At 37.0% G+C, this 15,537-nt stretch carries 13 protein-coding genes; all 13 read left to right on the top strand.

Going from position 1 to position 15,537, the window contains the following annotated elements; genetic code table 11:
* Positions 1-30: 30 nt before the first annotated feature.
* Positions 31-1,392, top strand: coding sequence for a UDP-N-acetylmuramoyl-L-alanine--D-glutamate ligase (gene murD, locus FFM55_RS05475; protein WP_042493319.1), 1,362 nt, complete (start codon positions 31-33; stop codon positions 1,390-1,392).
* 2 nt (positions 1,393-1,394) lie between these two features.
* A complete protein-coding gene (murG, locus tag FFM55_RS05470) occupies positions 1,395-2,489 on the top strand; it encodes an undecaprenyldiphospho-muramoylpentapeptide beta-N-acetylglucosaminyltransferase (RefSeq protein WP_137600656.1) in 1,095 nt (364 codons plus the stop codon).
* Positions 2,490-2,522: 33 nt separating this feature from the next.
* Positions 2,523-3,506 carry a cell division protein FtsQ/DivIB gene (locus FFM55_RS05465; protein WP_042493321.1) on the top strand — a complete coding sequence of 328 codons (984 nt, stop codon included), beginning with the start codon at positions 2,523-2,525 and terminating at the stop codon, positions 3,504-3,506.
* A 108-nt stretch (positions 3,507-3,614) separates the two neighbouring features.
* Positions 3,615-5,003: a cell division protein FtsA gene (gene ftsA / locus FFM55_RS05460; RefSeq protein WP_137600655.1), complete on the top strand. Its 1,389-nt coding sequence runs from the start codon at positions 3,615-3,617 to the stop codon at positions 5,001-5,003.
* 29 nt (positions 5,004-5,032) lie between these two features.
* Positions 5,033-6,292, top strand: a complete 1,260-nt coding sequence (gene ftsZ, locus FFM55_RS05455) for a cell division protein FtsZ (RefSeq protein WP_042493324.1) — start codon at positions 5,033-5,035, stop codon at positions 6,290-6,292.
* Positions 6,293-6,303: 11 nt separating this feature from the next.
* On the top strand, positions 6,304-6,756 hold the full coding sequence (locus tag FFM55_RS05450; protein WP_042493326.1) for a cell division protein SepF: 453 nt from the start codon (positions 6,304-6,306) through the stop codon (positions 6,754-6,756).
* 11 nt (positions 6,757-6,767) lie between these two features.
* Positions 6,768-7,031, top strand: coding sequence for a YggT family protein (locus FFM55_RS05445; RefSeq protein ID WP_042493328.1), 264 nt, complete (start codon positions 6,768-6,770; stop codon positions 7,029-7,031).
* Between the two features lie 8 nt (positions 7,032-7,039).
* Positions 7,040-7,825, top strand: a complete 786-nt coding sequence (locus tag FFM55_RS05440) for a YlmH family RNA-binding protein (RefSeq protein ID WP_042493331.1) — start codon at positions 7,040-7,042, stop codon at positions 7,823-7,825.
* Between the two features lie 14 nt (positions 7,826-7,839).
* Positions 7,840-8,481 carry a DivIVA domain-containing protein gene (locus FFM55_RS05435; RefSeq protein ID WP_042493332.1) on the top strand — a complete coding sequence of 214 codons (642 nt, stop codon included), beginning with the start codon at positions 7,840-7,842 and terminating at the stop codon, positions 8,479-8,481.
* A gap of 280 nt (positions 8,482-8,761) precedes the next feature.
* A complete protein-coding gene (gene ileS / locus FFM55_RS05430) occupies positions 8,762-11,554 on the top strand; it encodes an isoleucine--tRNA ligase (protein WP_137600654.1) in 2,793 nt (930 codons plus the stop codon).
* 95 nt (positions 11,555-11,649) lie between these two features.
* Positions 11,650-12,312, top strand: a complete 663-nt coding sequence (locus tag FFM55_RS05425; RefSeq protein WP_042493335.1) for a histidine phosphatase family protein — start codon at positions 11,650-11,652, stop codon at positions 12,310-12,312.
* A gap of 17 nt (positions 12,313-12,329) precedes the next feature.
* The gene (locus FFM55_RS05420) at positions 12,330-12,998 is read left to right on the top strand and encodes a tetratricopeptide repeat protein (RefSeq protein ID WP_042493337.1); all 669 of its coding nucleotides are present in this window, start codon (positions 12,330-12,332) and stop codon (positions 12,996-12,998) included.
* Positions 12,979-15,513 carry an SF1B family DNA helicase RecD2 gene (gene recD2 / locus FFM55_RS05415; RefSeq protein WP_042493340.1) on the top strand — a complete coding sequence of 845 codons (2,535 nt, stop codon included), beginning with the start codon at positions 12,979-12,981 and terminating at the stop codon, positions 15,511-15,513. The genes FFM55_RS05420 and recD2 overlap by 20 nt, the downstream gene beginning before the upstream one ends.
* Positions 15,514-15,537 lie beyond the last annotated feature (24 nt).

Genomic DNA, 15,537 nt, shown 5'->3' with positions numbered 1-15,537 from the left:
ATATACATATCTAAAAAGAGGTACTAAGTAATGAATAAAAACGTATTAATTATTGGATTTGCTCGTTCTGGTGCGGCTGCAGCAAGCTTATTGTTAAAGGAAGAAGCGCACGTAATTATTTCGGATCCCAAGTTAGATGAAAGTGATACTAAAGTTATTGCATTAAAACAAAGAGGAGCACAATTTACGACTGAACAATCTAGTGCATTGTTGGCCGGCATTGATTTAATTGTGAAAAATCCAGGTATTCCATACACAATCCCTATTTTAGTAGCAGCAAAAGAACAACAAATTCCAATTGTTGTGGAAGTTGCCTTGGCACAAAAATATATTTCAGATAACTGGATTGCTATAACGGGTTCTAATGGTAAAACCACGACGACAGAAATGATTGCTTCAGTGTTGCGAAAAAAATCAACGACTGAAAATCATGTTTTAGTTGCTGGTAATATTGGCGTGCCAGTCAGTGAAATTGCGCCAACAATGGCTAAAGAAGATATTTTGGTAACTGAATTATCGTCATTTCAATTGATGGGGATGCCACAACCTAAGCCTCATATTGCAGTGTTGACTAATATTTTTGCATCACACTTGAATTTCCATGGTAGTCGTGAAAATTATGTTGCAGCTAAAATGAATATTACAAAACATCAAACATCAAATGACTATTTTGTTGTAAATTATGATACAGAAGAATGGCGTAGCTTGGCACAACAAACGAAAGCGCAAGTTATTCCTTTTTCACGACAAGGCAATAGTCAAGCTGGTGCATATTTTAAGGCAGATGCGTTATATTACCAACAAGAACGTATTATGGCTGTAAATGAATTAGGTGTTCCTGGGGAGCATAATATTGACAATGCTTTAGCAGCGATTGCTGTTGGAAAACTGATGGCAATATCAACCAAAGATATTGCACAAGCATTACGTGGCTTTTCTGGGGTTGAACATCGACTACAATACATTGGTAATTTTGATGGTCGAAAAGTGTATAATGATTCAAAAGCAACAGACATTGAAGCAACAGAAATGGCTTTATCTGGATTTAATGAACCGGTTGTTTTACTGGCTGGTGGCCTAGATCGTGGTGATGATCAGATGCGATTATTGTCATCTATTAGAGCACATGTGAAAACTTTGATTGTATTTGGTCAAACGGCTGACAAATTAGCACAAGTTGGTAAGCAATTAAATATTCCGGTGATTTATGCAGAAGATGCACCCCATGCTGTGCAACCTGCATTTTTGCAAAGTAAACCTGGCGAAGTGATTTTGTTATCACCTGCGGCTGCTTCATGGGATCAATTCCCTGATTTTGAAACCCGCGGTAATTTATTTGTTGCTGCTGTTAAAAAAGTGGCGCAGTCACAAGAAAAAAATAGGGAGGCTTAAACATGCGTATTATTGTATCTGGTGGTGGGACTGGTGGCCATATCTATCCAGCTTTAGCAACCGTTAAACGATTGATGGCACAAGAAAAAGACACCCAAGTATTATACATTGGTAGCCAACGTGGTCTTGAGGGAAATATTGTGCCAGATGCTGGCTTTGATTTTAAGCCTTTACGCGTTCAAGGATTTCATCGTTCATTATCTCTTGATAATGTTAAAACCATTTATTTATTTTTAAAAGCAACACGTGAGGCAAAAAAGTATTTGGAAGCTTTTAAACCTGATGTTGTGGTTGGAACTGGTGGCTATGTATCTGGACCAGTATTGTATGCAGCGCAACAAATGGGGATTCCCACTGTTATTCATGAACAAAATTCAGTCGTTGGTGTAACAAATAAGTTTTTGGCACGTAAAGTGACAAAGGTTGGTGTTGCATTTCCAGCAGCGTTACCAGCATTTAAAGATAATTTAGCAACGGTTGTTGGTAATCCACGTGCACAAGAAGTCGTTGATGGTCAAGGAAGTTTTAACTGGGATGAAATTGGGCTGAAGGCGGATGTCCCAACCGTATTAGTATTTGGTGGTTCACAGGGAGCAATTAAGATTAATGCATCAATGGTGGCAACTTTAAATGACTTTGCCAATAAACCTTATCAAGTTATTTTTGTTACGGGTGCTAAACGTTATGATGATGTTAAACAACAGATGGCAGAAAAAAATATTGCAGCAGCTAAAAATGTTGCAGTTGTACCCTATATTAGTAACATGCCGCAATTAATGCCTAGAGTATCACTAGTTGTTGGTCGTGCAGGTGCAACGAGTTTAGCTGAGCAAACTGCTTTAGGAAAACCGATGATTTTGATTCCTAGTCCCTATGTTACTAACGATCATCAAACTAAAAATGCCCGTAGTTTGGCTAGCGCAGGTGCAGCTGAGATGATTACAGAAGACTCACTATCAGGTACAACGTTGTTTGCGACGATTGATCAATTGATGACCGATGATAACAAACGTCAAATTATGGCTAATGCAGCTATGAAGATGGGTGTTCCTGATGCAGCTGATCAATTTATTGCCCTAATCAAGAGTGCCATTTAGTAGGACTCGTGTGGAGAAGTGTAGGAGATTGCGATGACTGAGAAAAAGGAAAATCCGCATAATGAACAAGATAATGCGAATTCTTCAGATATTCAAACTCATTTAAATGAACTATTATCTGGAGACGATGGGTCATCGAAGACAAAATTGGCAAAATCGTCTGGCAAAGAGAAAAAATTGCCGAAAATATGGCGTGTTAAAGCTAATAAAAAAAAGACAAGTCAATCAGATGAAACAACAGCATTAGCGACTGATCAGAATATCAATAACGATAAAATTGATGATAAAAATCAAAAAAATAGTCGGCGAATTGAATGGAAAAAACTTTTATTTCCACACGAATGGCGGGCTGTTAAAACAATTGTTGTCCTATTAATCGTAGCGGTTGGTTTAATTTATTTAATTTCACCAGCTAGTCAAGTCCAAAAATATGATGTTGTTGGGACACAAGAACTATCTGATAAAGCTATTTTAAAAGCAGCAGGATTACAAAAAGGACAGCCTTTATTAACCACGTTATATCAAAGTGATTATTTTAGTCAGGAAGCTAAAAGTAAAAATCCACAGATTGCGCATTTGAAATTAACGCTAAAATCAAATAATACGTTGCAAATTAAAGTTGATGAAATTTTAAAAGTTGGCTATGTTAAAGCAGGTAATAAGTATTATCCAATTTTAGAAAATGGTGATATGTTAAATCGCGAAGTGAGTGATCAACAAGTAGGCGGGTTACCACTTTATGATGGGTTTACGTCTGCAAAACAACTGCATAAAACATTGGCAGAGTTTGGTAAGTTATCAATGCCTTTGCGGCATGCAGTATCTGAAATCGTCTGGTCACCGAATAAACAGAATAATCAGCGTTTATTAATTTATATGAATGATGGTAACGAAGTTCTAATTAGTGCAAATGAATTATCGAAAAAAATGAAGTATTATCCAGGAATGGTGGCACAATTAGATCAAGCTGGGCAAGCAGATTTACAAGTTGGCGCATATTTTAAGCCATATAAGTAATAAAACTAAGCCCAGGTCTGGAAGATTGACCCTAAAGTATGGTATTATTCTTAAAGAATTGTTTATTAAAATGAACATTTTGTATGGTAGTCAAAAGGAGGAATTGAGATGGCCAACCATGGATTAATTGTTGGTCTTGATGTGGGGACTAACACCATTAAAGTGCTAGCAGCAGATGTTAGAGATCAACAAGCTAATATTGTAGCGGTTGGTCGGTCTGTTTCACACGGTGTCAAGAAGGGTGTTGTTGTGGATATTGATGCAACAGCAACTGATATTCGTCAAGCAGTAGCACAAATAAATGAACAAACTGAACAACCAATAACTGAAGTTGTCGCAAGTTTACCTGCAAGTAATATTCAAATTCAACATGTGAAGGGAACTGTAACTGTTAAGGACAGTCAACATATTTCATATGAAGATGTTGCTAATACTGTTCAAGAGGCAGTGAAAATCCAATTACCTGCAGATCGTGAAGTAGTTGAGTTAATACCAACTGAATTTGTTGTTGATGATTTTGATGGTATTCAAGATCCCAATGACATGGTTGGAATGCGTCTTACGATGAATGGCATTGCATATAGTGCACCACGTAATGTTATGGGGAACTTGCGCCTTGCAATTAGCAAGGCTGGTCTAAAACTACGTGATTTTGTTTTGGCACCATTAGCATATAGTAAGACATTATTAGATGATGGTCAGCAAGAATTTGGCACCATCATACTAGATATGGGAGCTGGTCAAACATCAGCAACAGTCGTTCATGAACATCAGTTGAAATTCTTATCTTCTTTCCCAGCTGGAAGTGATAATATTTCGCGTGATATTAGTGCTGTTCTTGAACTTGGCTTACATGATGCGGATATGTTAAAACTCGATTCTGGTTTTGCAATTTCGAAGTTATCACAAGAAGACAATCAATTAGTAATTAAGAAAATTAGTGCTGAAGAGCCCGAACAAATTTCAGAACAGCTACTTGCTCAAATTATTGAGGCAAGAGTTATGCAAATATTAGGTAAGCTTGGTGAAAAGCTCGACATGGTCGGTGCCTTTCAAATGCCTGGCGGTGTTATTGTAACTGGTGGTGGTGCTGCTTTACGGGGAATTCCTGAAGCAATTCATGCAACCTATAAGGTGCAAACAAAATTGTTTACACCTAATGATATTGGGTTACGTCATCCAGGCTATGCTGGTGCATGGGCATTAATCCATTATGCAGCGCAACAAACACCTATTCAATTGATTGTTAAACAGGCTTTATATGGGTTACCATTAGTTGTTTTAGGACAACAAAATAAAATGCCACAATTAGCAAATGAAAATACAGTTGAAAAGCCAAAGCAAAAACTAAGACAAAAGCAACAACAACCAAAAGTCGTGCAACAAGCCAACATTCAAACTGAAGATGAGGTAGATGGAACGACTGAGTTTACTGATGAAGAACAACCTAAGAAGGAAAATCGAATCAAGACTTTCTTTAAGGATTTCTTTGACTAATTCATAAATTAATAAAAAAGGAGTTCAACATGGATTTTCAAATGGACATGAACCAAGAATATGGTGCAACAATTAAAGTTATCGGAGTTGGTGGTGGTGGTGGTAATGCCGTTAACCAAATGGTAACTGATGGCGTAGAAGGCGTCGAATTTATCGTTGCCAACACTGATGCACAAGCTCTTGAGCGTTCTTCAGCAGAAAATAAGATTCAAATCGGTTCAAAAGCTACTCGCGGATTGGGTGCTGGTGCGCGTCCTGAAGTTGGAGAAGCTGCCGCTAAGGAAAGCGAACAAGAACTAACAGAAGCATTGCAAGGGGCCGATATGGTCTTCGTTACTGCTGGTATGGGTGGTGGAACAGGTACTGGAGCAGCACCTGTGATTGCTAAGATTGCAAAAGATTCTGGTGCATTGACAATTGGTGTTGTCACTCGTCCATTTTCTTTTGAAGGACCTCGCCGTGGTAAGTCAGCCAATGAAGGGCTAGCAAAGCTAAAAGAAAATGTTGATACATTAATCGTTATTGCTAACAACAATTTGTTGCAAATTGTTGATAAGAAGGCGCCAATTATGGAAGCCTTTAAGATGGTTGATGATGTCTTGCTACAAGGTGTTTCAGGTATCTCAGATTTGATTACAAAGCCTGGAATCATTAACTTGGATTTTGCCGATGTTAAGACAGCAATGGCTGGCCAAGGAACTGCCTTAATGGGAATTGGTTCAGCATCTGGTGAAAATCGTGCTGCTGAAGCAACGCGTAAAGCAATTGCATCACCATTGTTAGAAGCAAAAATTGAAGGTGCTACAAATGTCTTGCTATCTGTTAAGGGTGGTGCAGACATGTCATTGTTTGAAGCACAAGAAGCTTCAGAAACAATTGCACAAGCTTCAGGTACTGACGTTGATATTATTTTTGGTACAACTATTGATATGGAAATGGAAGGCGATCTTGTTGTGACAGTTATTGCAACTGGTATCGATCGACCTGAAACGCCACGTCCAGAAATTAATTTGGGTTCAGCACAACAAGCTAGTCCATTTCAATCAGTAGCACCGGAACAACCAAAGCAACAACCACAGGCACAACAACCAGTGGTTAACAATGATCCATTTGCTGATTGGGGAACACCAACAGATAAGGTGCAACCACAACAAAGTGCACCTGTTCAATCAGCTGCACCTACGCAACAACAACCTGCACAACAGCCGGCTCCAGCCCAATCAAGTTCAGCTGATGAAGAAATTGAACGTCCAGCTTACTTTAATTGGATGAAGCGTGGCGACAAGTAAGGAGTTCGGTTATGGCATTTAAATTTAAAGATTATATTTTTGGTGGTGAAGATAACTACTACTATGAGGACGAAGAGTCTGAAGAGAGTCAAGAAGAGCAAAAATCTAATTTTACTGAATCTAATAATAACAATGCCACTCGTCCAACAAATGAACGTCGTGCAAATGTTATTAAAATGGACGGTTCAAGAGGTGAGCCGGCTAAGATTGCATTATATGAGCCACGTACATATGCTGATGCGCAAACGATTGCTACCCAATTACTTGGTGGTGAAGCAGTCATTGTCAATTTAGGATCAATTGATGAAAATACTGGTAAACGTATTTTAGATTATTTAGGTGGTACAGCATTTGCAGTTGATGGCACGATTGAACGTGTGGGTGAGCGCATCTTTTTAGCAACGCCACATAATTTTGAGATTTCAGGCACTATTTCTCAAAATCTTGGACAACAATTTAATTAATAGGTGGTAATATGGCAACAATCCTTGGATTATTGAATTTGCTACTTCGAGCATTAGAATTTGTGCTTGTGATTTGGGTGTTGATGTCTTGGTTACCTGGGGCACAACAATCGTCATTTGGTCAACTACTAGGAAAAATTGCCGGATTAGTGTTAAACCCGTTGCGTCGTTTTATTCCAACAGTCGGTATGTTTGATTTCACGCCTTTAGTGGGATTGCTTTTACTCCAAGCTGCTGAAATGGGATTGCAAGCTATTGCTCAAACAATAATATAGAGAAATTTATGGTTGATAATATAGCACAACATTTCCGCTCTAATGAAACCACGTTTCTTAATGTAGCGGAGGGTTTGGTTCGTCAGGTATTGGATGAGTATCGTCCAGTTCTGACGAATTTTTTAAACCCAAGAGAAATTTATATTGTAACGACACTCGTTAATCAGCAAGATGATATTAAAGTATTTGAATCTGGCGGATATTCGAGTGCAGAAAATAAGCGTTTATTAATTGCCCCAAGTTATTATGAACCAAATGCAATTGATTTTGAGGTGATGTTAATTCAAATTAAATATCCAGAAAAATTCACGGTATTACATCATAGTACAATTTTAGGTACATTGATGCATAATGGTATTGCACGGCAAAGTATAGGTGATATCATTAAAGGTGAGTCTGAGACATGGTACTTTAGTACCACGCAAGCAATGGGCACATTTATTTTGAGTCACTTGGATCGCATTGGTAAAACAAAAGTACGTTTTCAAAAAGTTACTGAAAATGATATGACAGTTATTAATGATGATTGGGTTATGGTTAATACAACTGTTAGCTCGTTACGACTAGATAGTATTGTCGCAAATGGGTATAATATTTCTAGAAGCCATACTAAAGAAATGATTGAACATGATTTGGTTAAGGTAAATTGGGCAACAATTAATAAACCAGATTATATTTTAGCAGTTAATGATTTAATTTCTGTAAGGCATTATGGACGATTAAAACTTAATGAGCTTAATGGTTTGACGAAAAAAGATAAATGGCGTTTAACAATGGCAGTAATTAAAAAATAGATTGGAGACATCTCATGACATTAACCCCACAGGAAATTCATGCAAAAGAATTTACAACGAGTCGTAACAAGTGGTATGACAAGACAGAAGTTACTGACTTTTTGGATCGGATTGTGGATGATTTTGATTCTTTGCTACAAGAGAATCAAACTTTGAAGACACAATTAGCTGAAGCTGATGCAAATGCAAAGCAAGTTGAAGAAATGAAACAATCAGTTAATTCATCAATTTTAATTGCACAAGAAGCAGCTGATCGCTTGAAAAAGCAAACTGAAGCAGAAGCAGAAGCTGCTTTGCAACAAGCACAAGCTGAAGCACAAAAGATTGTAATGGAAGCTAATGCAAAAGCTAATGCACTATTAACTGATTCACAAACTAAAAATGAATCATTGGTTGCTGAAAAAGAAGGTCTGGACCAAGAAATGGGTGCCTTTAAAGCTAAAATTGAGGGCTTGCTACGTGCACAATTAGATATGGTACAAACTGATGAGTGGAATGCGTTCCAAACACCTGCAGCCTACCAAGAACCTTCAGCAGCAGCGGTTTCTCAACAAACTGAAGAAGAAACACCACAAGTCGATCAAGATACTGAAACAGTCGTTATTTTCCCAGAAGATAGTGAAGATTCAGAAAATTTCTTGAATAAAGATAAGTAATTAGCTATTATAGATAGCATAGAGTTTCTGACCAAACGATATAATTTATTCTAACTAGCGACTTAGGGTACGGTGAAAGCCTAAGATAGTAACGAATTATATTTATCAGCAGAAAATTAATACACATATTTTGAAGAGGCAGTTTAGATGTTTTAAACTGTGAATTCGGGTGGTACCACGTACAAAAACGTCCCGCATTAGTTATGCAACTAATGCGGGATGTTTTTATTACAGTCATAATTTATAAAAACGTATCTCAAAGAAGGGACAGGAAATAATTATGAAGATCAAGAAAACATTAAACCTTGGTAAGACTAAGTTTCCAATGCGTGGTAATTTACCACAAACAGAATTGCAACGCGAAAATATTTGGTTTGAAAATAAAGTATATGAACGTCGCCAAAAGATGAATGAAGGGAAGCCGTCATTTATGCTTCATGATGGCCCACCATATGCAAACGGGAACATTCATATTGGTCACGCTATGAATAAGATTTCGAAGGATATTATTGTGCGTTATAAGTCAATGAATGGCTTTTACGCACCATATGTACCTGGTTGGGATACTCACGGTTTACCAATTGAGCAGCAATTAACAAAGGCTGGTAAGGATCGTAAGAAGGTTGGTCCGGTTATTTGGCGCAAAATGGCTGATGAATTTGCACACAAGCAAGTTAAAAAACAAATGGCCGATTTCAAACGTTTGGGTGTTTCGGCAGATTGGGATCATCCTTATTTAACGCTACAACCAGAATTTGAAGCTGCACAATTACGTGTATTTGGTAGCATGGCCAAGCGTCAATTGATTTATCGTGGCAAGAAACCGGTCTTTTGGTCATGGTCATCAGAATCTGCTTTGGCAATGGCTGAAATTGAGTATCATGATGTTACTTCAGAATCTGCTTTTATTTCAGAAAAAGTAAAAGATGGTAAAGGTTTACTTGATGAAAATACGTACATGATTGCTTGGACAACGACACCATGGACGGTGCCGGCATCACAAGCACTTGCTGTGCATCCTGATTTTAAGTATGTACAAGTACAACTTGCTGATTCAGAAAAGAAGTATTTAGTTGCTGAATCATTGTTGCCTTCACTAGCTGAAAAGTTTGGTTGGGAAGAACCAAATATTTTGGCTACGTTTGAAGGCAAGGACCTTGAATATATGGTCACTAAGCATCCATATATGGATCGTGATATTTTGGTTGTTTTGGCTGATTATGTGACTGATGATACTGGAACTGGATTGGTACATACGGCACCAGGATTTGGTGAAGATGACTTCATGACAGGTCAACGTTATGACATTAAACCAGTTATGAACGTTGATGATCGTGGCTATTTGACAGCTGAGGCTGGGCCAGACTTTGAAGGTATTTTTTATGAAGATGCTAATGAAATTTCTTTGCAAAAATTACGTGATGTCGATGCATTAGTTAAATCCGAACCAATTACGCATAGCTACCCATTTGATTGGCGTACAAAAAAGCCAGTTATTTTCCGCGCTGTACCACAATGGTTTGCTTCAATTGATAGTTTCCGTCAAGAAATTTTAGATGCTTTGGATGACGTTACTTTCAAACCAGAATGGGGAAAGAAGCGTCTTTACAATATGATTCGTGATCGTGGTGATTGGGTTATTTCTCGTCAACGTGTTTGGGGTGTGCCATTACCAATTTTTTATGCTGAAGATGGTACGCCAATCATTGATCCAAAAATTATTGATCATGTTGCTGATTTAGTTGCAGAACATGGTTCAACAGTTTGGTTTGAACGTGATGCAAAAGAATTGTTGCCAGATGGTTATACAAATGAACATTCTCCAAATGGCGAATTTACCAAAGAAACAGATATTATGGATGTTTGGTTTGATTCAGGTACTTCACACCAAGGTGTAATGGCAACACGTCCAGAGCTAGATTTTCCTGAAACATTAGTTTTGGAAGGTTCTGACCAATATCGTGGTTGGTTTAACTCATCACTTATTACGTCAGTTGCAGTTACTGGTAAAGCACCATACAAGCAAGTTGTTTCACAAGGATTTGCTTTGGATGGTAATGGTGAAAAGATGTCAAAGTCAATTGGTAATACGATTGAACCAAATGAAGTGATTAAGCAAATGGGTGCTGAAATTATTCGTTTGTGGGTAACGTCAGTTGATACATCAGCTGATGTGCGTGTATCAATGGATATTTTGGCTCAAACTTCTGAAACTTATCGAAAGATTCGTAACACGATGCGTTTCTTGTTAGCAAATACAGCAGACTTTAATCCTAATGAAGATACTGTCGTTTATGATGATATGACAGCTGTTGATCAATATTTCTATGCACGCTTTAATAAATTGGTTGAAGAATTTAAAGCAGCCTATGATGCATATGACTTCCAAACAATTCATAAGCTATTGATTAACTTCATTAATGTTGATTTATCAGCATTTTATTTGGACTTTGCTAAGGATATTTTGTATGTTGAAGCACCAAAGGGACACGTCCGTCGTTCATTACAAACTGTTTTGTACAAGATTTTAGTGGCTTTGGATAAATTGATTTTGCCTATTTTGCCACATACAGCAGAAGAAATTTTTGAGTATCTACCATATGAAACTGAAGATTTTGCATATCTAACTGATATGCCTGAAGTTGAAGATTTGGGCGATAATACAAAGTTATTTGCTAATTGGGATGCATTCATGACACTTCGTGATGCAACTAATAAGGCATTAGAAGTAGCTCGTAATGCTAAATTAATTGGTAAGCCTGCTGAAGCTGCATTAACATTGTACCTAACTGATGAACAATCTAAGATGGTTGCATCATTAAACCAAGATATTCGTATCTTATTGCTTGTGTCACAATTACATTTAGAGAATGTAGCTGATGCACCAGCTGATGCACAAAATTATAATGGATACCAAGTCAAGATTGATCATGCAGTGGGTGAGGTATCACCTCGTGATCGTATGTACCACACTGATTTGGGGACAGATAAAGATTTCCCAATGTTATCAGCTCATGAAGCACAAATTGTACGTGAGAATTTCCCAAAAGCTTTAACAGAAGGATTAGAATAAAATTTTAACAGTAAAACGATTAGAACTTTTGTTTCTAATCGTTTTTTTGATTATAATGAAGGTAATAACCTAAAATTTGATTGGAGAATCACTGCATGACGAAATTATATTTTATCCGCCACGGAAAGACTGTCTGGAATGCTGAAGGCCGTTTTCAAGGATCCGGCGGCGATTCACCATTATTACCAGAATCAACTGATCAAATTACAAAATTAGGACAACATTTGCAGCATGTCAATTTTAAACATGCCTTTACGAGTCCGATTAAACGCGCAGTAGATACAGCTGAACAGACTTTGGCTTATCTTGATCACAAACCAGCGTTAACTGTACAAGAAGGCTTAAAAGAATTTTCTTTTGGTATTTGGGAAGGTAAAACCTTTCTTGAGGTTAAACAAAACTGGGCCGATATGTATGAAGCGTCACGCCATCATCCCGAAAAATTTGATGCAGCTTTAGTACCGGGGGCTGAAACATTTCCACAAGTACAAGCACGCTTTAAAATGGCGGTTCAAGAAGCGGTTACAATGTACGGTGGTCCAGATGTTAATTTAATCTTCTTTAGTCATGGGGCAGCTTTAACGACAGGAATGGGTGGATTGTTAAATATTCCACTTGCGCATTTACGTGATCGTGGTGGCTTGGGAAATACAAGTACCTCGATTTTAGAAACAACGGACGGGCAAAATTTCACGGAATTATTGCGTAATGATACAAGTTATTTAGATGAGTTAGCTAGTGAGTTAAATACAATTTAAATAAATGGAGAAAGCAAATGTCTAATGTAGATGATAAGGTACAAAAAAATATAAAAGATTTAGTTCAAGATATTTCTAAAAATCCAAATCATTGGCAGGCATATGTTGATTTGATAAGTTTACTAACAGTTACTGATGAACTGGTTACAGCCGAAGAATTAGCACTAAAAAGTTTGTCATTGTTTAAAGATAATAATCAAGCACAACAAGCGTTATTATATGCAACTGGAAACGTTTATTATACAGCAACTGATTACGCACGAGCTGCGACTTTTTTTGATAAAATTACTGATGAAAAATTACAACATGATGCTATTGTGATGCAAGCGCAAAGCTTTTATGCACAAAATAAATTTAAACAAGCACTAGTGTTTGCCTTAACTGCTGCGCAGCAAGATGCGCATGATATAAAAATCCAAGTTTTATTGGGGAATATTTGGTTGAGTTTGGGTGACTTGTCAAATGCCAAAAAAGTTTTTGAATCAGTATTGCATTTAGATGAACAAAATTATGCTGCTAACTTTGGCCTAGGACTGATTACACAAGTAACGATGCCTAAAGACAATCCATGGTTAATGAAGGCTAAGCAGATTAATTCAAAACAATATCAACAAGATGCTAGTCGGTTAGATGAATTAATCACAATTATGTTAGGGAGTCAGAAGAATGGAATCAAGCCAGAATAATATGCTAGAAGATGAAATGGTTTTAATTCCTCAAGTAACGGGTCAAATACAAACAGTTTTATTCTCAGCATCAGATTCGTTTTATAAAGTATTACGACTTGAAATTTCTGATAAAAATTTTGAATACAATGATGATGAGATAACAATTACTGGTAGCTTTGGGGATATTCAAATTGGATCTAGTTATGAGTTTACTGGTCAATTGAAAGAGCACCCCCGTTACGGTATACAATTTATTGCTAACAATTATCATCGACAAGCAACTAGTACGACCTCAGGATTAGTCAAATATTTATCTAGTGAAAATTTCCCGGGAGTTGGAAAAGCAACAGCGACTAAAATTGTTGACGAATTGGGTGTTAACGCAATTGAATTAATTTTGGATAATGCTGATGTATTAAATGAGCTAAACATTTCAAAAGACCTACAACAAGTTATTACTGATAAATTGACTAAAGCTGATGGGATGGAACGAGCGATTATCGCGTTAAATGATTTTGGCTTCGGATCAACTTTATCAATGGCTATATACCAAAAATACCAAAAGAGTACACTGCAAATATTAAAAGATAATCCGTACCAGTTGGTTAGAGATATTGACGGTGTATCATTCAAACGCATCGATCAGTTTGCTTTACAAGAAGGTATAGATCCTTTAGATGAGCGTCGGATTAAAGCAGGTGTTATTGAGACCATTAATAATAAAACTTTTAATTCAGGTGATACTTATATGGTGTTACCTGAATTATTGCGCAGTGCGAAAGCGTTGTTAGATAAAGGGCAACAAACTATTGTGACAGATGAGTTGCTAAAAAAAGCATTATTGACTTTAACCTCTGAGGGGATTGTGGTGGTTGATGGCAGTTATTTTTACATCCAAGAAATATATGAAGCAGAAAATCAAATAGCTGAACGTTTAGTTAATTTAACACAACAAAGTAAATCAACTTATTCACGTAAACAAGTCGTAGACGTATTAAGCGAGGTAGAGGCTGCTAACGATTTCACTTATGATGCAACACAAAAAGAAGCTATTATTGCAGCGTTAACTAATCAATTATTTATTTTGACGGGTGGTCCCGGAACCGGGAAAACTACAATTATTAGTGGTGTTGTGGCAACTTTGAAAAAGCTATTACGAGCTGATGGCCTAAAAATTGATCAAATTGATGATAGTATTCATTTAGCTGCGCCCACAGGTAGAGCTGCTAAAAGATTACAAGAGTCAACTGGGATGGCGGCAACTACAATACATCATTTATTAGGTATTACGGGACGTGAAGCTAATATTAATGATATTGACATTGAAGAAATATCAGGTAATTTATTAGTTATTGATGAAATGTCAATGGTTGATACGCAATTATTTGCAATATTGTTATCAGCTGTTCAAGCAGATATGCAAATTATTTTAGTCGGAGATAAGGACCAATTGCCGTCTGTGGGACCGGGCCGCGTTTTTTATGACTTATTGGCGAGTGGTTTATTGAATTATCGTGAATTAGAAACTATCCATCGTCAAGGGAAGGGATCTACAATTATTTCGTTGGCAAATGAAGTCAAGAATGGACGTTTACCAGCTGATTTTACGGAGCAACAAATTGATCGATCATTTTTCCCAGCTAATGTTAATACGGTTCCAAAATTAGTTGAAAAAATTGCTGAAAGCTGGAAAAACAAGGGGAATTCAGTTGCAGACATGCAAATCTTGGCGCCAATGTATCGGACACAAGCAGGTGTAAATCACTTAAATGAAATTGTTCAAAATATTTTTAATCCAGCAACAAGCAAGAAAAAATCTATTAATATAAAAAAGGATAAGCAATCATTTAATTATCGTGTTGGTGATAAAGTGATGCAAACAGCTAATGATCCAGAAAATAATGTCTTTAATGGTGATATTGGTTATATTACGAGTGTTTTATTAGCCAAGGATAAGTCTAACCCGGATAAAAAAGATAAATTGGTCGTTGATTTTGATACAGGTGAGGTCATTTATACGCGTGAAAATTGGCAAAACATTACTTTAGCTTACGCCACAACAATTCATAAATCACAAGGTACTGAGTATAAATTAGTCATTATGCCGCTTGTAGATGCTTTTTTTAGAATGTTACAACGTAATTTATTGTATACGGGTCTAACGCGCGCAAGTGAGTCACTTGTGTTAATTGGCCAGTTAAGTGCCTATCAAGAAGCTGTTGTAACTTTAGGTGTGGATCGGCATACAAATTTACAGGCGCGTATTTTACAATATGCGACTGGGAAAAAAGATGATACACAACCAGTCAAAAGCTCACAACAAGACATTTTAGAAGTGAATGAGCCTGTGGGTAGGCAACATGATGAAATTAATTTGCGAGATAAAGACGTGACAAGTAATCCGGTGACCACGGATACCGTATTAACGGTGGCAATAATTGAACAAAATAGTATTGATCCAAACATTGGTTTAGAAGGATTAACACCATATGATTTTATGCCAAATAATAATGAAAAACTGGCAAACACTTAATTTATATGGTAAAATAAGACGATA

This window comes from Weissella sagaensis (assembly GCF_005405285.1).
Classification (GTDB): Bacteria; Bacillota; Bacilli; order Lactobacillales; family Lactobacillaceae; genus Weissella; species Weissella sagaensis.
The sequence above is the reverse complement of the archived record's forward strand: the minus strand, read 5'-3'. Positions and strand labels throughout refer to the sequence as shown.